This is a genomic window from Pseudomonas sp. PH1b, from assembly GCF_000633395.1.
GTDB lineage: Bacteria > Pseudomonadota > Gammaproteobacteria > Pseudomonadales > Pseudomonadaceae > Aquipseudomonas.
The window spans coordinates 107804-126570 of the sequence record NZ_AYMU01000023.1 but is presented as its reverse complement, the minus strand read 5'-3'; the positions used below and the strand labels follow the sequence as shown (position 1 = coordinate 126570).

Sequence of the window (18767 nt, the reverse complement as noted above, 5' to 3'; positions counted from 1 at the left end):
ACCCAATTTGCTGATACGTCGAAAGACGGCTCAGTACCCGAATTTCTTGACGACCATAGAGCGTTGGAACCACCTGATCCCATCCCGAACTCAGAAGTGAAACGATGCATCGCCGATGGTAGTGTGGGGTTTCCCCATGTGAGAGTAGGTCATCGTCAAGATTAAATTCCGAAACCCCAATTGCGAAAGCAGTTGGGGTTTTGTCTTTGCGCGAGATAAAAGCCGCGGGAGATGGATGCCTCGGGTGACACTGCACGGCTGCCAGCACCCGGTGACAGTGCTAAGGTTCGGCCCTAGCTTTTTGCATTTTCCAAGGAAGCCGTTATGCCGGACACCTCGTCCCTCAACCCTGGTTTCATGGTGGTTCACGGAAACCGCCTGGACGAGTTGCGCAGCCTGGTAGTCAGCTGGATGCGGCGTTACCCACTGGCGCCCCTGGAGAATGAAATTGCCCTGGTGCAGAGCAATGGCATTGCCCAATGGTTGAAGCTGGCCCTGGCAGAAGACCCGGAAGACGATGACTCCGGCGGTTGTGGCATTGCTGCTGCGGTGGATGTGCAACTGCCAGGCAGTTTCATGTGGCAGCTGTACCGCCTGGTGCTGGGGCGAGACGAGATTCCCCCCAAGTCCCTACTGGATAAAGCCCCGCTGACCTGGCGCTTGATGCGCCTCTTGCCAGCGTTGATCGATGAGCCCCATTTCGAACCGCTGCAGCGCTTTCTGACCCACGACAGTGACCTGCGCAAGCGCTATCAACTGGCGGAGCGCTTGGCTGACCTGTTCGACCAATATCAGGTCTATCGGGCCGACTGGCTGGAGGACTGGGCTGCCGGCCGCCATCAACTGCGCAACGTCCGCGGCGAAGCCAAGGCCCTGACCCCTGCCAACTGCTGGCAAGCCGAGTTGTGGCGGGCGCTGCTCCTGGACGTGGGAACCGAAGGCATGGCCCAGAGCCGCGCCGGAGTCCACCAGCGATTTATCGAACGGATCAACAGCCTGGAGCTGGCTCCTGCCGGCATGCCATCGCGAGTGATCGTGTTCGGGATCTCGTCATTGCCGGCCCAGGCCCTGGAGGCGCTGGCTGGATTGGCCCGTTTCAGCCAGGTGCTGCTCTGCGTGCACAACCCGTGTCGCCATCACTGGGCGGATATCGTCGCGGACAAGGACTTGCTGCGGCATCAGTACAAACGTCAGGCACGCAAGGCCGGCATGCCCCATGCACTGGACCCGCAAACCCTGCACCAGCATGCCCACCCGCTGCTGGCCGCCTGGGGCAAGCAGGGACGGGACTACATCAACCTGCTGGACAGCTACGACGACCCCAACAGCTATCGTTCGGCCTTTCGCGATGGACGGATCGACCTGTTCAGCGAAAACCAGCCCGACACCATGCTTCAACAGTTGCAGGACGACATCCTCGAACTACGCCCGCTCAACGAAACACGTGAGCGCTGGCCCGAGATCGATCTCCAGCAAGACCAGTCAATCCGTTTTCACATAGCCCACAGCGCCCAGCGTGAAGTGGAAATCCTCCATGACCAACTGCTCGCACGCTTCAGTGCCGAGCCAGGCCTGCGGCCCCGCGATGTGATCGTCATGGTTCCGGATATCGACAGTTATGCCCCCCATATCCGCGCGGTGTTCGGTCAGTTGGAGCGTGATGACCGCCGCTTCATTCCCTTTACCCTGACTGACCAGGGCCAGCGTGGTCGCGATCCGCTGTTGATCGCCGTGGAGCACCTGTTGAAGTTGCCGGACAGCCGCTTCCCGGTCAGTGAGATCCTCGACTTGCTGGATGTGCCGGCATTGCGTACGCGTTTCGGCGTAGATGAAGCCGACCTGCCGACCCTGCATCGCTGGATCGAAGGCGCCGGCATCCGCTGGGGGATGAATGCCGAGCAGCGCGCCGAACTGGGGTTGCCCCAGGAACTGGAGCAGAACAGCTGGCGTTTCGGCCTGCGGCGGATGCTACTGGGCTATGCCGTCGGCCGCTCCGATGCCTGTGACGGCATCGAGCCCTATGACGAAATCGGTGGCCTGGATGCAGCCCTGATCGGCCCTTTGGTCGCGCTGCTCGATGCCCTGCAGAGCGCTTACCAGCAACTCACCCAGCCAGCGCTACCCGCGCAGTGGGGGGAGCGTTTGCAGCAGTTGATCGAACAGTTCTTCCTGCCCAGCACCGAGCATGATGACTACCTGCTGGGCCAGCTTGAAGACCTGCGGGAAACCTGGCTGGAAACCTGCGAATCGGTGGGCCTGCAAGAGGAGTTGCCGCTGACCGTGGTGCGCGAAGCCTGGCTCGCGGGGCTCGACCAGGGGCGTCTGTCCCAGCGCTTCCTCGCTGGAGCGGTGAACTTCTGCACCCTGATGCCGATGCGCGCCATCCCCTTCAAGCTGGTGTGCCTGCTGGGCATGAACGATGGCGACTACCCACGGGCTCAGCCGCCCCTGGATTTCGACCTGATGGGCAGCGATTATCGTCCCGGCGACCGCTCGCGGCGTGAGGACGACCGCTACCTGCTGCTCGAGGCCCTGCTTTCGGCCCGGGACCAGCTCTATGTCAGCTGGGTCGGTCGCAGTATCCGTGACAACAGCGAGCGTCCGGCGTCGGTGCTGATCGGTCAGTTGCGCGATCACCTGGCCAGCGGCTGGCGGCTGCCGGATCAATCGGCTCCGCTGCTGGACGCATTGACTCAGGAGCATCCGCTGCAACCCTTCAGTGGTCGCTACTTCCACGATGACGATGCGCTCTTCAGCTATGCCCGGGAATGGCAGGTCCTGCACCAGGCGCCCCAGGAGACTGGCGCGGTTGAACGGCTGGAGCCCTATATTCAGGACGAGCCCCTGAGCCTGGCTCAATTGCAGGATTTCTTGCGCAACCCGGTGCGGCACTTCTTCAGCCAGCGGCTCAAGGTGTTCTTCGAAGCCATGGAAGCGCCACTGGCAGATGAAGAACCCTTTGTCCTCGACCCCCTGCAACGCTACAGCCTCAGCGACAGTCTGCTGGAAGCGGCACTGAGCAATACCGAGCACGCGGAACAGGCGCTGCAGGCCCAGGCGCAAAGGCTGCAAGCCAGCGGCCTGCTGCCCATGGCCGGTTTCGGTGAATGCCTGCAGCGCGAACTGATGGAACCGCTGCCGGACCTGTTGCAGCGCTACCGGCAATTGCTCGAACTGTGGCCAACACCCGTCACCAGCGCCTTGCCGGTCAGCCTGGAGTTGCAGGGTGTGCGCCTGGAAGGCTGGCTGAGCAGCCTGCATCAGCGGGCGGATGGAGGATTGCTGGCAGTGACCACGATTCCTAATGGCATCGGTACCCTCAAGACACGCAAGTGGCATCGCTTGATCAAGCCCTGGATCAACCACCTGCTGGCCTGTGCCAGCGGCTACTCCCTGACCACCGCGCTGGTGGCCAGCGATGACAGCCTGCTGCTGCCTCCGCTGGAGCAGGATTGGGCACGCAAGAGCCTCGGCGACCTGTTGCTGGCCTGGCAGTCGGGCATGCGTCAGCCCCTGCCGGTGGCGGTCAAGACCGCCTTTGCCTGGCTTGGCCAGAGCGATCCGGACAAAGCCGCGGCCGCAGCCCGCAAGACCTACGATGGCGATGGCCAGAACAGTGAGGGCGAGCGTCGCCAGAGTCCGGCGCTGGCTCGACAATTTGCTGACTACAACGCCCTGGTCGCCGACGAAACTTTCAGCGCCTGGGCCGAAACACTCTATCGCCCCCTGCTGGATGCCCCCTGGCGTTCGGCCCTCGGCGAGGAGGCCGGTGCATGACGCAACAAGCTCCTCTGGCCCTGGCCTTCCCCCTGCACGGCAGCCAATTGATCGAGGCCAGTGCCGGTACCGGCAAGACCTTCACCATCTCCGCGCTGTACCTGCGCCTGGTACTGGGACACGGTGGCGAGTCCGCAGGCTTCGGCCGCGAACTGCTGCCACCACAGATTCTGGTGGTGACCTTCACCGACGCGGCCACCAAGGAACTGCGCGAGCGCATCCGCACCCGCCTGGCGGAAGCTGCGCGATTCTTCCGCGATGAAACGGCAGCCCCCGATGGCCTGATCGTCGAGCTGCGCGAACAGTACCCCGCCGAGCAGTGGGCCGCCTGCGCCAACCGCCTGGACATTGCCGCACAGTGGATGGATGAAGCCGCCGTCTCGACCATCCACAGCTGGTGCCAGCGCATGCTGCGCGAGCATGCCTTCGACAGTGGCAGCCTGTTCACCCAGACCCTGGAAACCGATCACAGCGACCTGTTGGGACAAGTACTGCGCGATTACTGGCGGCTGTTCTGCTACCCGATGCAGGGCGATGCGCTGAACTGGGTGCGCTGCAACTGGGTGGGGCCGGCCGAATTGCTGCCCCGGGTCCGCGCAATGTTCGGTAGCGAGCGCCGGGAGCCATCGGCACAGAGCCCGAGCGAGTTGATCGAGGCTTGCCTGCAGGAGCGCCGTGAAGCCTTGCTGCAGCTCAAGGCGCCTTGGCGCCAATGGGCGCAGGAACTGCGGGATATCTGCCTGCAAGGCGTCGCCAGCAAAAGCGTCGATGGCCGCAAGATGCAGGCCCGCTTCTTCGAGCCCTGGTTCGAGAAGATCACTGCCTGGGCCGAGGATGAGAGCGTCGAGCAATTGGACATCGGCACGGGTTTCACCCGCCTGACTCCCGACGGCATGAGCGAGGCCTGGAAGGGGGAAGCCCCCCGTCACCCGGGGCTCGACGCCATGGCCGGGTTGCAAGCCAGCCTCGACGCCTTGCCCAGCCCCGATGCCGCAGTTCTGCAGCATGCCGCGCAGTGGGTCGGTGCGCGTTTCGAAGAAGAGAAACGGCGCCGCGCCGAGATGGGCTTCGACGACATGCTGCTGCGCCTTGACCAGGCCTTGCAGAATGACGCTGGCGAGCGCCTGGCCACGTTGATTCGCGAGCAGTTCCCGGTGGCCCTGATCGACGAATTCCAGGACACCGACCCGGTGCAGTACCGGATCTTTGAAAGCATCTACCGCATCGAGAGCAACGATCCCGAGACCGGGCTGTTCCTGATCGGCGACCCGAAGCAGGCGATCTATGCCTTCCGTGGCGCCGACATCTACACCTACCTGCGGGCGCGTCAGGCCACCAGCGGCCGCCTGCATACCCTGGGTACCAACTTCCGCTCCAGCCAGGCCATGGTCAGTGCGGTCAATCATGTGTTCCTGCAGGCCGAACAACGTCAGCAGGGGCGCGGCGCTTTTCTGTTTCGCCAGGCCGATGGCGAGAACCCGGTGCCGTTCCTGGCGGTGGCTGCCCAGGGGCGCAAGGAGCACCTGCAGGTTGACGGGCAACCGGTGCCGGCGCTGAACTTCTGGCAGTTGCCGTCGGACCAGCCTCTGTCCGGTGCCCAGTATCGGCAGCATCAGGCCGCGGCCTGCGCCAGTGCGATTGTCCAGTTGCTCAACGGTGGTCAGCAGGGCCGCAGTGGTTTTGTTCGCGCTGAGCAACCGCTCAAGGGCCTGCTGCCGGCAGATATCGCGATCCTGGTTCGCGACGGCAAAGAGGCCCAGGCGGTGCGTGGCGAATTGGCCGCCCGCGGGGTACGCAGTGTGTACCTCTCGGACAAGGACTCGGTGTTTGCCGCCCAGGAAGCCCGGGACCTGCTGGTCTGGCTCAAGGCCTGTGCCGAGCCGGATGTCGAGCGTCCGCTGCGCGCGGCCCTGGCTTCCCTCACGCTGAACCTGCCCCTGGTGGAACTGGAGCGGTTGAACCAGGATGAGCTGGCCTGGGAAGCCCGGGTCATGCAATTTCGCGGATACCGGGCGATCTGGCGCAGCCAGGGTGTATTGCCGATGCTGCGGCGCCTGCTTCACGACTTCCAGCTGCCCCAGCCGCTGATGATCCGCAGCGACGGCGAGCGGGTGCTGACCAACCTCCTGCACCTGTGCGAATTGCTGCAACAGAGCGCCGCTGAACTGGACGGTGAACAGGCCCTGATCCGCCATCTGGGCGAGCACCTGGCGTCGTCCGCTCAGGCGGGGGAGGAGCAGATCCTGCGCCTGGAAAGCGATGAACAACTGGTCAAGGTGGTGACCATCCACAAATCCAAGGGCCTGGAATATCCCTTGGTGTTCCTGCCGTTCATCTGCTCCACCAAGCCGGTTGACGGCAGTCGCCTGCCGCTGCATTACCACGACGCTGCGGGCAAGGCCCAGGTCAGCCTGCGGCCGACGCCGGAGCTGATCGCCCAGGCCGACGAGGAGCGCCTGGCGGAGGACCTGCGCCTGCTCTACGTGGCCCTGACACGAGCCCAGCATGCCTGTTGGCTGGGTGTCGCCGACCTCAAGCGCGGCAACCACAACCGCTCGGTGCTGCACCTGTCGGCCCTGGGCTATCTGCTGGGCGGGGGAGCTAGCTTGCCCGAATCCACCGGGCTGTTGCGCTGGTTGCTGGATGTTCAGCAAGGCTGCGAGGCGATTGGCGTCGGCGAGTTGCCGGCGGCCGACTCCCAGCACTTTCATCCGCCACGCAGTGCCGCCAGCCTGCTGGCTCCGCTGGTTCCGGCCCGGCGCGCGGCAGAGAACTGGTGGATCGCGTCCTACAGCGCCCTGCGTATCAGCGATACCCTGGGCGCCGGCAGCCCCGCGGCACCGGAAGACCCCCAGGCGCAGAAACTCTTCGACGACGAGCGGCTGGACCCCGAAGCCCCCCGGGAAGTGGTCGCCAGCGGCGGTGACATCCACCGTTTTCCCCGCGGACCGAACCCCGGGACCTTTCTCCACGGCCTGTTGGAGTGGGCCGGGGAGGAGGGATTCGCTGCCGCACCGGCGGTGCTCGAGGATGCCGTTGCCCGGCGTTGTAACCGCCGCGGCTGGCAAGGCTGGATCCCGACCCTGAGCGACTGGTTGCAGCATCTGCTGCAGACGCCCCTGGCACTGGGCGATGGGCAACCGCCGGTGGTGCTTGGACAGTTGACCCAGTACCGGGTGGAGATGGAGTTCTGGTTCGCCAGCCATAAGGTCGACGTACTCAAGCTTGATGAACAGGTACGTGAGCAGACCCATCAGGGCGCTCCCCGAGTGACCGCCGAGCCGGTGTTGCTCAATGGTATGTTCAAGGGCTTCATCGACCTGACGTTCGAACACCAGGGCCGCTACTACGTGGCCGACTACAAATCCAACTGGCTGGGCGTGGACGACGCGGCCTACACCGAGCAGGCCATGGAACAATCGATTCTCGACAACCGCTACGACCTGCAATACGTGCTGTACCTGCTGGCCCTGCACCGGCAGTTGAAGGCGCGGTTGGCCGACTACGACTATGACCGGCACATGGGCGGCGCCTTGTACCTGTTCCTGCGCGGCACTCGCGCCGCCAGCCAGGGCGCCTATTTCGCCCGGCCGCCACGGCAGTTGATCGAGTGCCTCGACCGCATGTTCCAGGGCCAGCCCGAGCCGCCCAAGGCCGAGCCCGCCTGGGAGCAGGGAGTGCTGTTATGACCGAGGACCTGTTTGGCGCATTGGCCGAGCCGTCTGCGCCAGTGCCTGCGTTTGACCTGGCGCCGCTGAGCCGGGCCGAGGACCTGCTGCAGTTGCTTGAGCGCTGGGTCGAGCGGGGCTGGTTGCGTTCCCTGGACCAGGCCTTTGTCGGTTTTCTCCATGAGCTGGACCCGGGGTGCGATCCGCTGGTGCTGATGGCTGCGGCCCTGACCAGCCATCAGTTGGGTCATGGCCATGTCTGCCTGGACCTGTTCGAAACCCTCAAGGAGCCGGATTTTGCCCTGTCGCTGCCTCCGGAAGGGGAGGCGCAGGGCGGCGCCCCGGTGCTCCCCTCCCAGGTGCTGGCAGGCCTCGAGGGCGCCCACTGGTGCAAGGTCCTGGCCGGCAGCCGGCTGGTAGCCCTGGCGGCGGATCATGCGGAACATTCCCGGCAGCGTCCCCTGGTGCTGTCGGGCAAGCGCTTGTACCTGAGGCGGTACTGGGCGTATGAGCGGCGCATCGACAATGCCCTGTGCCAGCGCCTGGCCCTGGTCGAGCCAACCCCCGAGAATCTGGCCGGGCGTCTCGACGCCCTGTTCGGTGTGGCCAAGCCCGCAGGCCCTGTCGATTGGCAGAAGCTCGCCTGTGCCTTGGCCACCCGAGGGGCCTTCAGCATCATTACTGGCGGTCCGGGCACCGGCAAGACCACCACCGTGGTACGCCTGCTGGCGCTGCTCCAGGCGCCGGCGGTGGAGGCTCGCAAGCCGCTGCGCATCCGCCTGGCGGCACCGACCGGCAAGGCCGCGGCGCGCCTGACGGAGTCCATCAGCCTGCAGGTGCGTTCGCTGTCGGTGGCGGATGAAGTGCGGGAGATGATCCCCAGCGAAGTGACCACGGTGCACCGCTTGCTGGGCAATCGTCCCGGTACCCGGCATTTCCGCCATCACGCCGGCAACCGCCTGCCCCTGGATGTGCTGGTGGTGGACGAAGCCTCGATGATCGACCTGGAAATGATGGCCAACCTGCTGGATGCCCTGCCGGTGCATGCGCGCCTGGTGCTGCTGGGGGACAAGGACCAACTGGCCTCGGTGGAAGCCGGAGCGGTCCTGGGCGACCTGTGCCGGGACGCCGAAGCCGGCTGGTACAACCCGCAGACCCGTGCCTGGCTGGAAGCCGTCAGTGGCGAGCAGCTTGCTGCCAGTGGCTTGCAGGAGGACACCGGGCACCAGCATCCGCTGGCGCAGCAAGTGGTGATGCTGCGCCACTCCCGGCGTTTTGGTGAAGGCAGCGGGATTGGCCAGCTGGCGCGTTGGGTCAATCAGCAGCAGGCCGATGAAGCCCGGCGCCTGCTGGCGGCCCGCAGCCACGCTGACCTTTATGGCCTGAGCCTCAAGGGCGAACAGGACCGCGCCCTGGAGCGACTGCTGCTGGAGGGCCACGGTGAGGGCCCCCAAGGCTATCGTCACTACCTGAATGTACTGCGCAGCCAACGCCCGCCCGTCGGCACTGCCCTGGAAGACCGGCGCTGGACCGACTGGGCGCGCAACGTCTTGCAGGCCTTCGACCGCTTCCAGTTGCTCTGCGCGGTACGCAAGGGCCCCTGGGGGGTCGAAGGCCTGAACCTGCGGATCACCCAGGCCCTGTTCAAGGCACGGCTGATCGACAGCGACCAGCAATGGTACGAGGGCCGGCCGGTGCTGATGACCCGCAACGACTACGGCCTGGGCCTGATGAACGGCGATATCGGCATTGCCCTGAAGCTGCCGGAGCAGCAAGGGCAAGAGGCGGGGCGCCAGGTGCTGCGTGTGGCCTTCCCGCGCAACGACGGCCAGGGCGGGGTGCGGCTGGTGCTGCCGAGCCGGCTCAATGATGTGGAAACCGTCTATGCCATGACTGTGCACAAGTCCCAGGGCTCGGAGTTCGCCCACACGGCGCTGATTTTGCCCGATGCCCTGAACCCGGTGCTGACCAAGGAATTGATCTACACCGGCATCACCCGGGCCAAGGATTGGTTCAGCCTGATCGAGCCCCGGGCAGGGGTATTCGAAGAGGCCGTACGACGCAGGGTCAAGCGGCTCAGCGGGTTGATGCTGGAGCTGGATTGAAACGCATGACTTTGGGATTTTTCCAGCACCGTTTCAGGGCTCTGACCTCGCTGCGATTTCCCCGGCTGTGCTATCGTTGCGGCATCATTTCCGTGAAAAGCAAAGAGAATCCCTGCATGGACGTGGCTGTCTTGAGGACAGAGCGCATTTTGGGGTGGAGGCAGTGTGTACTGTCGACCCTTCTCTGCCTGTTCAGCCTGTTTGCCATTGCCCAGTCGGAGCCGCAAGCCCCGGCCAGCCTGGCCGAGCAGCGAGCCAGGGCGGTGACGCAAGTGGTGCTGGGGATCCTCAGCTACGCTCGCTGGCCGGTAGAGCCGACCCAACTGCGTCTGTGCGTGGTGGGCCCCACTGAATACACCGACGATCTGCTCAAGGGCACCACCCAGGCCACGGGGCGCCCGGTTCTGGTGCGCCGCCTGCTGGCCGGCAACCCGGCGCTCGCCACGGAGTGCGATTCGGTCTATGTCGGCAAACTGACCAATGACGAGCGCACCCACCTGTTCAACTCGTTGACCGGCAAGCCGGTATTGAGCATCAGCGAGGGCGGCGACCAGTGCACCGTCGGCAGCTTGTTCTGCCTGCGGGTCAGCGACAGCCAGGTATCGTTCGAGGTCAACCTGGACTCCGTGGCCCGCAGTGGGGTGAAAATCCACCCCAGCGTGCTGCAACTGTCCCGTCGTCGCCCGGCGGCCCCATGAAACTGTTCAAATCCAACGCCCGCCCGACGCTGCGGTCGGTCATCGGCCGAGGCCACTTGATCGTGGCCCTGCTGGCGATCTCCATGGCCAGCCTGTCCCTGACCTTTCTCGGGGTCCTGGCGTTGCGGGTGTATGCCGATCACAACCTGCACCTGATCGCCCGCTCCATCAGCTACACCGTGGAAGCCGCCGTGGTGTTCAACGACAGCGTGGTGGCCACCGAGGCCCTGGCCCTGATCGCCTCCACCGAGGAGGTGGCCGATGCCAAGGTGTATGACAGCCAGGGCCAGTTGCTGGCCAGTTGGCAACGCCCGGAAAGCGGCTTTCTGACCACCCTGGAAATGCACATCGCCAGCGCGTTCCTGGAAAAACCCATCAGCCTGCCGATCCTTCACCAGGGCCGGGAGATTGGCACCATCAACGTCACCGGCCATGGTGGCAGCCTGTTGCGCTTCCTCTTCAGCGGGCTGGTGGGGATTGTGCTGTGCATCGCCCTGAGCGCCTGGCTGGCGCTGTACCTGGCACGCCGCCAGCTGCGGGGCATCACCGGTCCCTTGCGCAGCCTGGCTGAGGTGGCCCACGCCGCCCGACGCGAACGGGCCTTCGACCAGCGGGTGCCGCCGGCGCAGATTGCCGAGCTGGATAACCTGGGCAACGACTTCAATGCCTTGCTCGATGAGCTGGAGGCCTGGCAGACCCATCTGCAAAGCGAGAATGAAACCCTGGCCCACCAGGCCAGCCACGACAGCTTGACCGGTCTGCCCAACCGGGCATTTTTCGAAGGCCGGCTGATCCGTGCCCTGCGCAGTGCCAACAAGCTCAACGAGCGCATGGCAGTGCTGTTCCTGGACAGCGACCGGTTCAAGGAAATCAACGACAACTTCGGTCACGCAGCCGGTGATGCGGTGCTGGTGGCGGTGGCCACGCGAATTCGTGCGCAACTGCGCGAGGACGATCTGGTCGCGCGCCTGGGCGGTGACGAGTTCGCCGTGCTGTTGAGCCCTCTGCATCGGGTCGAGGATGCCCAGCGCATCGCCGACAAGATCATCAGCAGCATGGAGATGCCGATCCCGTTGCCCGGCAGCCTGTCGATCCTGACTTCCCTGAGTATCGGCATCGCCGTGTACCCGGATCATGGCGCCACTCCAGGCAGCCTGCTGAATGCCGCGGACGCGGCGATGTACCAGGCCAAGCGCGGTGCGCGAGGCGGGCAACACACAGTGGGGGCGGAGCCCCCTATCGTTCAAGTTCAAAACAGGAGCTAATTCCCTTGTTCTCATTGACGCAACGTTCGGTTCGACTGTTCAGCACCCTGCTGTTCATGGCCCTGCTGGCCCTGGCCGGCTGCCAGAGTGTGCCGCCCAAAGGTCTGACCCCGAAACAGATCGCGGTACTGAAACAGGAGGGCTTCGAACTGACGGATGAAGGCTGGGCCTTTGGCCTGTCGGGCAAGGTGCTGTTTGGCAGCGATGTGGAAACCCTGAACCAGGCCAGCACCGAGATCGTCCAGCGCATCGGCAAGGCGCTGCTCAGTGTCGATATCCAGAAGGTTCGGGTCGATGGCCACACCGATGCTTCGGGCAAGGAGGCCTACAACGTGCAGCTTTCCGTACGTCGGGCCAAGAGTGTGGTCAAGGTGCTGACCCAGGTGGGCATGCGCGAAGAGAACATCCAGTTGCGCGGTCTGGGCAGCAGCGAGCCGGTGGCGTCCAACAGCACCGTGGCCGGGCGCACCGAGAACCGTCGGGTATCGATCGTGGTGATTGCCGACTGATCGGTGCCGCGCATCGTCGCGGCTGCCCCCGCCAGCCGCTAGCGGCCCAGAGCCGGCACGTCGCCTATGCCGTCGGGCAGGTTGGGGCCGATCTGGATCATGCCGGCGGACACCCAGGGCACCGCGCTGAACCCCCATTTCAGCGGCCCCCCGGCGTCAGTCAGGCCATAGACCCGGCTGTCACCCAGCAGCCTGCCGTTGCGCGGGTCTACAGGCGATAAAAGCCCGGAACCTCCCAGCGAGCGTACTGGATGGGTTCGGCCGTCGGATCCGGATGGTATTGGGTATGGAACATGCCAGGCAGGATCCGCAAAGGTTTGAATTGCTGGATCCGCTAGCAATCGTTGGGGCTGATCTCGGGAGCGTGAACGGCGCTTGCCAGGCCGGTTTCCCACCACTGGGATGCTGGCCCTAGTCCGGCGCAGAAAACGAGTGCACCTAGGGCGGGCAGTGAGCGCCGGGCGAGTCCTTGCCGTTCGGTTATCCAGATCGGTTGTGCCACGCATCTCGGCTCAGGGGGCGGCGAACTGCATCGTCCGGCTGTCGCCCATGAGCAGTGGCTGATTTTGCTCGGTCACTTGGCGGATGTAATCCCATAGCAGCGTGATGCGCTTCAATTTGCGCAGGTCCTCGCGGCAGTACATCCAGAATTGCCGGGTCAGATTGATCTCCCCGGGCAGTACCGGCAGCAGGCGCGGGTCCTGAGCCGCGAGGAAGCACGGCAGGATCGCCAGGGAGCGCCCTTGCTGCGCCGCCACGTACTGGGCGATGACGCTGGTGCTGCGCAGGTGGGCGCTGGCCCCGGGCACCACATTGGCCAGGTACAGCAGCTCGGAACTGAAGGCCAGGTCATCCACATAGCTGATGAATTGATGCTCGCCCAGATCGGCAGGGCGGCGGATCGGCGGGTGGCGGTCGAGGTACTCCTGGGTCGCGTACAGCTGCAGGCGGTAGTCGCACAACTTGCAGCACACGTAGGGGCCATGTTCCGGTCGCTCCAGGGCGATGACGATGTCCGCCTCGCGCTTGGACAGGCTGATGAAATGCGGCAGCGGCAGGATATCCACCGAGATCGCCGGGTAGTCGTCGAGAAAATGGCTCAACTGCGGAGTGATGAAAAAACTGCCGAAGCCTTCGGTGCAGCCCATGCGCACATGCCCGGAAAGCGCTACGCCAGAACCTGAAACCTGCTCGCAGGCCATGTGCAGGGTGCTCTCGATGGATTCGGCATACCCCAACAGGCGCTGGCCCTCGGCGGTCAGGACAAAGCCGTTGGTGCGGGACTTTTCGAACAGCAGGGTGCCCAGGGCGGTTTCCAGGGAGCCGATGCGTCGCGACACCGTGGTGTAGTCCACCGCCAGGCGCTTGGCGGCGCTGCTGGCCTTGCGGGTGCGGGCCACTTCGAGGAAAAACTTCAGGTCGTCCCAGTTCAGGGTGCTTAGCGAGGTGATATTTTTTTGCATGTTGGACCGGTTTTTATGTGCGTTCTTATTAGAAGTTTGCACATCTATACTCCAAAAAACGTCCGATACCAACTCGCGACAGCCCCTCTCTCAAGGCCAGCCAATGCCTTGGTTCCCTGCATAAGAACTCAAGAAGTCAGGAGACCCCATGAACGCATCCCTCAAGCCCGGCGGCACCACCCTGCAACAGGTCAAGTTGCTGATCGACGGTGAATGGGTCGAGTCCCAGACCCAGGAATGGCACGACATCGTCAATCCGGCGACCCAGGAAGTGCTGGCCAAGGTGCCCTTTGCCACCGCCACTGAAGTCGACGCCGCGATCGCTGCTGCCCAGCGCGCCTTCCAGACCTGGAAACTGACCCCGATCGGCGCGCGGATGCGCATCATGCTCAAGCTCCAGGCTTTGATTCGCGAGCATTCCAAACGCATTGCCGTGGTCCTCAGCGCCGAGCAGGGCAAGACCATCGCCGACGCCGAGGGCGACATCTTCCGCGGCCTGGAAGTGGTGGAGCATGCCTGCTCCATCGGCACCCTGCAGATGGGCGAGTTCGCCGAGAATGTCGCCGGTGGTGTCGACACCTACACCCTGCGCCAGCCGATCGGCGTGTGCGCCGGGATCACCCCGTTCAACTTCCCGGCGATGATCCCGCTGTGGATGTTCCCGATGGCCATCGCCTGCGGCAATACCTTCGTGCTCAAGCCTTCCGAGCAGGATCCGCTGTCCACCATGCTGCTGGTGGAACTGGCGGTGGAAGCCGGGGTGCCGGCCGGCGTGCTCAACGTGGTGCACGGCGGCAAGGAGGTGGTGGATGCCCTGTGCACCCACAAGGACATCAAGGCCGTGTCCTTCGTCGGTTCGACCGCCGTCGGTACTCACGTCTATGACTTGGCGGGCAAGCACGGCAAACGCGTGCAATCGATGATGGGGGCGAAGAACCACGCCGTGGTCCTGCCCGACGCCAACCGTGAACAGACCCTGAACGCCCTGGTGGGCGCAGGCTTCGGTGCGGCCGGCCAGCGCTGCATGGCGACTTCGGTGGTGGTGCTGGTGGGGGCTTCGAAGCAGTGGCTGCCAGACCTCAAGGCCCTGGCGCAGAAACTCAAGGTCAACGCCGGCAGCGAGCCGGGCACCGATGTCGGCCCGGTGGTCTCCAAGCGGGCCAAGGCGCGGATTCTGGAGCTGATCGAAAGTGGCGTGAAAGAAGGCGCCAAGCTGGAGCTGGACGGCCGTGGGATCACTGTCCCGGGCTACGAGCAGGGCAACTTCATCGGCCCGACCCTGTTCTCCGGGGTGACCACCGAGATGCAGATCTACACCCAGGAAATCTTCGGCCCGGTGCTGGTGGTGCTGGAGGTCGACACCCTGGATCAGGCCATTGCCCTGGTCAACGCCAACCCCTTCGGCAACGGCACCGGCCTGTTCACCCAGAGCGGCGCGGCGGCGCGCAAGTTCCAGAGCGAGATCGACGTCGGCCAGGTGGGCATCAACATCCCGATTCCGGTGCCGGTGCCGTTCTTCAGCTTCACCGGTTCCCGCGGTTCCAAACTCGGCGACCTGGGCCCCTACGGCAAGCAAGTGGTGCAGTTCTACACTCAGACCAAGACCGTCACCAGCCGCTGGTTCGACGATGACAGCGTCAACGACGGTGTGAACACCACCATCAGCCTGCGTTGAGGAGCCTGACATGAACATTGCATTTATCGGCCTGGGCAACATGGGCGCGCCCATGGCCCGCAACCTGATCAAGGCCGGCCATCAGTTGAACCTGTTCGACCTCAACCAGAGCGTGCTGGCGGAGCTGGCGCAACTGGGCGGACGCGTCGCTGCCTCGCCCAAGGCCGCCGCCGAAGGCGCCGAACTGGTGATCACCATGCTTCCGGCTGCGGCTCATGTACGCAGTGTGTGGCTGGGTGAAGACGGGGTGCTGGCGGGTATTGGCCGCGGCGTTCCAGCGGTGGATTGCAGCACCATCGACCCGCAGACCGCCCGTGAGGTGGCCGCCGCCGCCGCCAAGCAGGGCGTGGCCATGGCCGATGCGCCGGTATCCGGTGGCACCGGCGGTGCCCAGGCCGGAACCCTGACCTTCATGGTCGGCGCCGGCGCCGAACTGTTCGCCACCCTGCAACCGGTGCTGGCGCAGATGGGCCGCAACATCGTGCACTGTGGCGAAGTGGGCACCGGGCAGATCGCCAAGATCTGCAACAACCTGCTGCTGGGGATCTCGATGATCGGCGTCAGCGAAGCCATGGCCCTGGGGGATGCCCTGGGCATCGATACCCAGGTGCTGGCCGGGATCATCAACAGCTCCACTGGCCGTTGCTGGAGTTCCGACACCTACAACCCCTGGCCGGGCGTGATCGAGACCGCTCCGGCGTCCCGCGGCTACACCGGCGGCTTTGGCGCCGAGCTGATGCTCAAGGACCTGGGGCTGGCCACTGAAGCCGCGCGCCAGGCCCACCAGCCGGTGGTGCTCGGTGCCGTGGCCCAGCAGCTGTACCAGGCCATGAGCCAGCGCGGGGAAGGTGGCAAGGACTTCTCGGCCATCGTCAACAGCTACCGCAAGCCGCAGTGATGCGCTGGCTGCCGGCCGCGACGGCTGTGACGAGGGAGCTTGCTCCCGCTGGTTTGCGCAGCAAACCCAGAGTCGCAGCCGATTGACCTGTGCCGGCGGGCCACCCTGACAGCTGCTCTTGGGCGCCGAGGCCCCCGGGAGCAAGCACCCACGCCACATCACATGGAATGCAGCCCCTTCAAACGGGGCATTTGCGGGAACCTGCGTCGGGCAGGTTCCCGCTTTTTTTGCCCGGCTCAGTTCGGCCGGCTGGCAGCGGAGACGGCGGGAGGGTTGAGGCGGGTGTCGAGGCCGAAGCGTTCCTGGATCACCACCTGGTACAGCCCCTTGGCCAGCAGCGGATTGATCAGGATGTTCCAGCTGTGCCGGGACACCGACGAGGGCACTAGCACGAACGGGTGATCCGCCAGCAACTGGTCGACGAACTTCTGCTGGCCGGCGCTGGGAATCCCCGGCACCAGCCAGTTGGGGTTGGGAATACTGTTTTCATCGAGCCGGTAGATGGCCGACGGGTCCTGGATCAGGGCGCCGGTGAGTACGTGGGGCACGCTGTCCAGGGCGGAAAAGCCCTTGTGCACCGCCACTTCGAGAATCGCTGTGGCGGGGTCGGCGCTGGCGTACACCGCTTTCACTCCCTTGGAGTTCCAGCGGCCGCCGCACAGCTCGGCACCGATGCCGCTGTCCCAGCTGTCGGCGTGCCGGGCGGCGTCCAGGCGCCAGAAATGAAGGGTGCTGCTGCCCGGCACCGTGATCACTGATAGACCCCGTATTCCAGGCGGGTGAGGAACTCGTCCACCAGTTCGAAGCCGATGGGGTTGGTCAGCAGGTCCACTGGCTTGTGGCCGTCCAGGCCCATCACCGGCTTGGCCATCCATTCCTGGGCCTCTTCACTGCTGCCGAAGATGTCCTCGGCCTTGGCCAGCACCTGGGCAAAGCGCACCGCGCGGGCGCTCTGTTCCGGGTTCAGCGGCTCGTCAGGGGTTTTCAGGCGCCGATGCAGGGTGCGCTCGGAGAGGCCGATGATCTTGGCCAGGACCTGTTCGTCCTTGAGCATGGGCACCGAGGAGACGAACTTGATGATCGCCGTCAGCGGGATGCCTTCCTCGGTCAGGCGATAGATCGAGATACGGTCGTCAAAGCGTGCCCGGCCACCCAGGAGGATGTCCGAGGACTGCTCTTTCAATACCAGTTTGCCTCGCCGCTTGAGGGCGATGCCGGTGCCTGTCAGCGCAACCATGAGTGCTGCTCCTGCCTTTGCCATTTGGCAAGGATTATATAGACATTTGGCAGGAGGCGCAGAATTGAATCGCAACACGGCAAGGGGAGCCCGGCTGAGGCGGGCTCCCGCTGGTGCTACGCGGCTCAGGCGAAGACGAAGTACTTGCGCACGGTCTCCACCACTTCCCAGGTGCCTTTCATCCCGGGTTCGACCACGAAGATATCGCCGGCCCGCAGGTGGATAGGGTCGCGGCCGTCCGGGGTGATCACGCAGTAGCCTTCCTGGAAGTGGCAGTACTCCCACTTTTCATAGGCCACCCGCCATTTGCCGGGGGTGCAGATCCAGGTGCCCATGATCTTGCTGCCATCCTCGCTGGTGTAGGCGTTGAGGTTGACGGTGTGCGGATCACCTTGGAGTTTTTCCCATTTGCAGGCGTCGAGGACCGGCAGCGGATGGGTATCGCGAAGAACGGTAATGGGTTGCGACATGCTGTGCTCCTAGCGGGCAGAGAACTGAAGCCGCACCCTATAGCGCCCGGCGGGCAGGGGGTTGTCTGTTCTCGACCTCGGGGTATCCAGAAGCGCAGTTGCTCAGTGTGGCGCCCGCCAGGGCAGGCTGGTGGCCGGAGGGCAGGGCGGGGAAATCGTGCCTGCAAGATTCATCCGGCAAAGGCCATTTTATTGGCAGGATGTGCGAAATATCCGAAGCTGCCCGGGTGATTTTGCAAGAATCTTTACCGGTTTCGCTCGTATCATTCAGCTCGGAGTGACCTAAGAGCCGCACGAATGGAAAATACACCACGCTGGTGGGATATCAGCCCGCCCTTGAGTACCGCGACCCCGACCTGGCCGGGCGATACGCCGTTCCAGGAAGAGCGCGTCTGGCAGTTCGGGCCCGAGTGCCCGGTGAACGTCGGCCGGGTGACCCTGTCGCCCCACACCGGTGCCCACGTCGATGCACCCTTGCACTACCGGCCGGACGGCCTGCCCATCGGCGAAGTGTCCCTGGAGCTTTACATGGGGCCATGCCGAGTCCTGCATTGCCTGGACAGCGGTGCCCTGGTGCAGCCCGAGGATCTGCTCGGGCGCCTGGACAACCTGCCCCCGCGGGTGCTGCTGCGCACTTATCAACAGGCGCCGCTGAGCACCTGGGATCCGCACTTCACCGCCGTCGCCCAAGCCACCGTCGACCTGCTGGCCGGCCTTGGGGTACGCCTGATCGGCATCGACACCCCGTCCCTCGACCCCCAGCAGTCCAAGACCATGGATGCTCATAACGCTGTGGCCCGGCATGGCATGGCGATCCTGGAAGGGGTGGTGCTCGATGAGGTTGCCGAAGGCGACTACGAACTGATTGCCCTGCCACTGCGCTTCGCTCACCTGGACGCCAGTCCGGTGCGGGCGATCCTGCGCCCCTTGGCTGATTGATTCCTACAATAAATACACAGCTGGCCGTTCTCCGGCCGTGCTCGCCCCGCTCGGGGCAGCACA

Annotated in this window: 13 protein-coding genes and 1 rRNA gene; 10 read left to right on the top strand and 4 right to left on the bottom strand. The window is 64.6% G+C overall.

Translation table 11 applies throughout. The features are described 5' to 3' along the window. Positions 1-45: 45 nt before the first annotated feature. The 7 genes from rrf to U873_RS0128590 all read left to right on the top strand — a co-directional run bounded on the left by rrf (position 46) and on the right by U873_RS0128590 (position 12022). Positions 46-161, top strand: a 5S ribosomal RNA gene (gene rrf, locus U873_RS0128620). Positions 162-324: 163 nt separating this feature from the next. Beyond that, positions 325-3777 (top strand): exodeoxyribonuclease V subunit gamma, encoded by a 3453-nt coding sequence (gene recC / locus U873_RS0128615; RefSeq protein ID WP_025131506.1) that lies wholly within the window; start codon positions 325-327, stop codon positions 3775-3777. Next, the gene (gene recB, locus U873_RS0128610; RefSeq protein ID WP_025131505.1) at positions 3774-7466 is read left to right on the top strand and encodes an exodeoxyribonuclease V subunit beta; all 3693 of its coding nucleotides are present in this window, start codon (positions 3774-3776) and stop codon (positions 7464-7466) included. The genes recC and recB overlap by 4 nt, the downstream gene beginning before the upstream one ends. After that, entirely contained in the window at positions 7463-9550 is a 2088-nt protein-coding gene (gene recD, locus U873_RS0128605; RefSeq protein WP_025131504.1) for an exodeoxyribonuclease V subunit alpha, read from the top strand. The genes recB and recD overlap by 4 nt, the downstream gene beginning before the upstream one ends. A 116-nt stretch (positions 9551-9666) precedes the next feature. Beyond that, on the top strand, positions 9667-10248 hold the full coding sequence (locus U873_RS0128600; RefSeq protein ID WP_025131503.1) for a YfiR family protein: 582 nt from the start codon (positions 9667-9669) through the stop codon (positions 10246-10248). Further along, on the top strand, positions 10245-11513 hold the full coding sequence (locus U873_RS0128595; protein ID WP_025131502.1) for a diguanylate cyclase domain-containing protein: 1269 nt from the start codon (positions 10245-10247) through the stop codon (positions 11511-11513). Before U873_RS0128600 ends, U873_RS0128595 begins: the two co-directional genes overlap by 4 nt. A gap of 56 nt (positions 11514-11569) precedes the next feature. Then, positions 11570-12022, top strand: a complete 453-nt coding sequence (locus U873_RS0128590) for an OmpA family protein (protein WP_177330327.1) — start codon at positions 11570-11572, stop codon at positions 12020-12022. A 512-nt stretch (positions 12023-12534) separates the two neighbouring features. Here U873_RS0128590 and U873_RS0128585 read toward each other — a convergent pair. Next, positions 12535-13485, bottom strand: a complete 951-nt coding sequence (locus U873_RS0128585) for a LysR family transcriptional regulator (RefSeq protein WP_025131500.1) — start codon at positions 13483-13485, stop codon at positions 12535-12537. 148 nt (positions 13486-13633) lie between these two features. Here U873_RS0128585 and U873_RS0128580 point away from each other — a divergent pair, with 148 nt between their 5' ends. Both U873_RS0128580 and mmsB read left to right on the top strand, forming a co-directional pair. Then, entirely contained in the window at positions 13634-15160 is a 1527-nt protein-coding gene (locus tag U873_RS0128580) for a CoA-acylating methylmalonate-semialdehyde dehydrogenase (RefSeq protein WP_025131499.1), read from the top strand. 10 nt (positions 15161-15170) lie between these two features. Next, positions 15171-16058, top strand: a complete 888-nt coding sequence (gene mmsB / locus U873_RS0128575; protein ID WP_025131498.1) for a 3-hydroxyisobutyrate dehydrogenase — start codon at positions 15171-15173, stop codon at positions 16056-16058. 236 nt (positions 16059-16294) lie between these two features. On the opposite strand, the gene U873_RS0128570 is transcribed toward mmsB, so the two are convergent. The 3 genes from U873_RS0128570 to U873_RS0128560 form a co-directional block, all read right to left on the bottom strand. Then, positions 16295-16813 carry an RES family NAD+ phosphorylase gene (locus U873_RS0128570; RefSeq protein ID WP_025131497.1) on the bottom strand — a complete coding sequence of 173 codons (519 nt, stop codon included), beginning with the start codon at positions 16811-16813 and terminating at the stop codon, positions 16295-16297. Then, positions 16810-17295: an antitoxin Xre/MbcA/ParS toxin-binding domain-containing protein gene (locus tag U873_RS0128565; protein ID WP_025131496.1), complete on the bottom strand. Its 486-nt coding sequence runs from the start codon at positions 17293-17295 to the stop codon at positions 16810-16812. Before U873_RS0128565 ends, U873_RS0128570 begins: the two co-directional genes overlap by 4 nt. A gap of 125 nt (positions 17296-17420) precedes the next feature. Beyond that, positions 17421-17765, bottom strand: coding sequence for a cupin domain-containing protein (locus tag U873_RS0128560; protein WP_011059115.1), 345 nt, complete (start codon positions 17763-17765; stop codon positions 17421-17423). A 297-nt stretch (positions 17766-18062) separates the two neighbouring features. On the opposite strand from U873_RS0128560, the gene kynB reads away from it, so the two are divergent. Beyond that, complete coding sequence (gene kynB / locus U873_RS0128555) at positions 18063-18704, top strand: arylformamidase (protein ID WP_029978724.1); 642 nt, start codon at positions 18063-18065, stop codon at positions 18702-18704. Positions 18705-18767 lie beyond the last annotated feature (63 nt).

Excerpts from the sequence above, each read along its gene's own strand:
- recC (WP_025131506.1), top strand. The coding sequence starts at position 325 with ATGCCGGACACCTCGTCCCTCAACCCTGGTTTCATGGTGGTTCACGGA.
- recB (WP_025131505.1), top strand. The coding sequence starts at position 3,774 with ATGACGCAACAAGCTCCTCTGGCCCTGGCCTTCCCCCTGCACGGCAGC.
- recD (WP_025131504.1), top strand. The coding sequence starts at position 7,463 with ATGACCGAGGACCTGTTTGGCGCATTGGCCGAGCCGTCTGCGCCAGTG.
- U873_RS0128600 (WP_025131503.1), top strand. The coding sequence starts at position 9,667 with ATGGACGTGGCTGTCTTGAGGACAGAGCGCATTTTGGGGTGGAGGCAG.
- U873_RS0128595 (WP_025131502.1), top strand. The coding sequence starts at position 10,245 with ATGAAACTGTTCAAATCCAACGCCCGCCCGACGCTGCGGTCGGTCATC.
- U873_RS0128590 (WP_177330327.1), top strand. The coding sequence starts at position 11,570 with ATGGCCCTGCTGGCCCTGGCCGGCTGCCAGAGTGTGCCGCCCAAAGGT.
- U873_RS0128585 (WP_025131500.1), bottom strand. The coding sequence starts at position 13,485 with ATGCAAAAAAATATCACCTCGCTAAGCACCCTGAACTGGGACGACCTG.
- U873_RS0128580 (WP_025131499.1), top strand. The coding sequence starts at position 13,634 with ATGAACGCATCCCTCAAGCCCGGCGGCACCACCCTGCAACAGGTCAAG.
- mmsB (WP_025131498.1), top strand. The coding sequence starts at position 15,171 with ATGAACATTGCATTTATCGGCCTGGGCAACATGGGCGCGCCCATGGCC.
- U873_RS0128565 (WP_025131496.1), bottom strand. The coding sequence starts at position 17,295 with ATGGTTGCGCTGACAGGCACCGGCATCGCCCTCAAGCGGCGAGGCAAA.
- U873_RS0128560 (WP_011059115.1), bottom strand. The coding sequence starts at position 17,765 with ATGTCGCAACCCATTACCGTTCTTCGCGATACCCATCCGCTGCCGGTC.
- kynB (WP_029978724.1), top strand. The coding sequence starts at position 18,063 with ATGGAAAATACACCACGCTGGTGGGATATCAGCCCGCCCTTGAGTACC.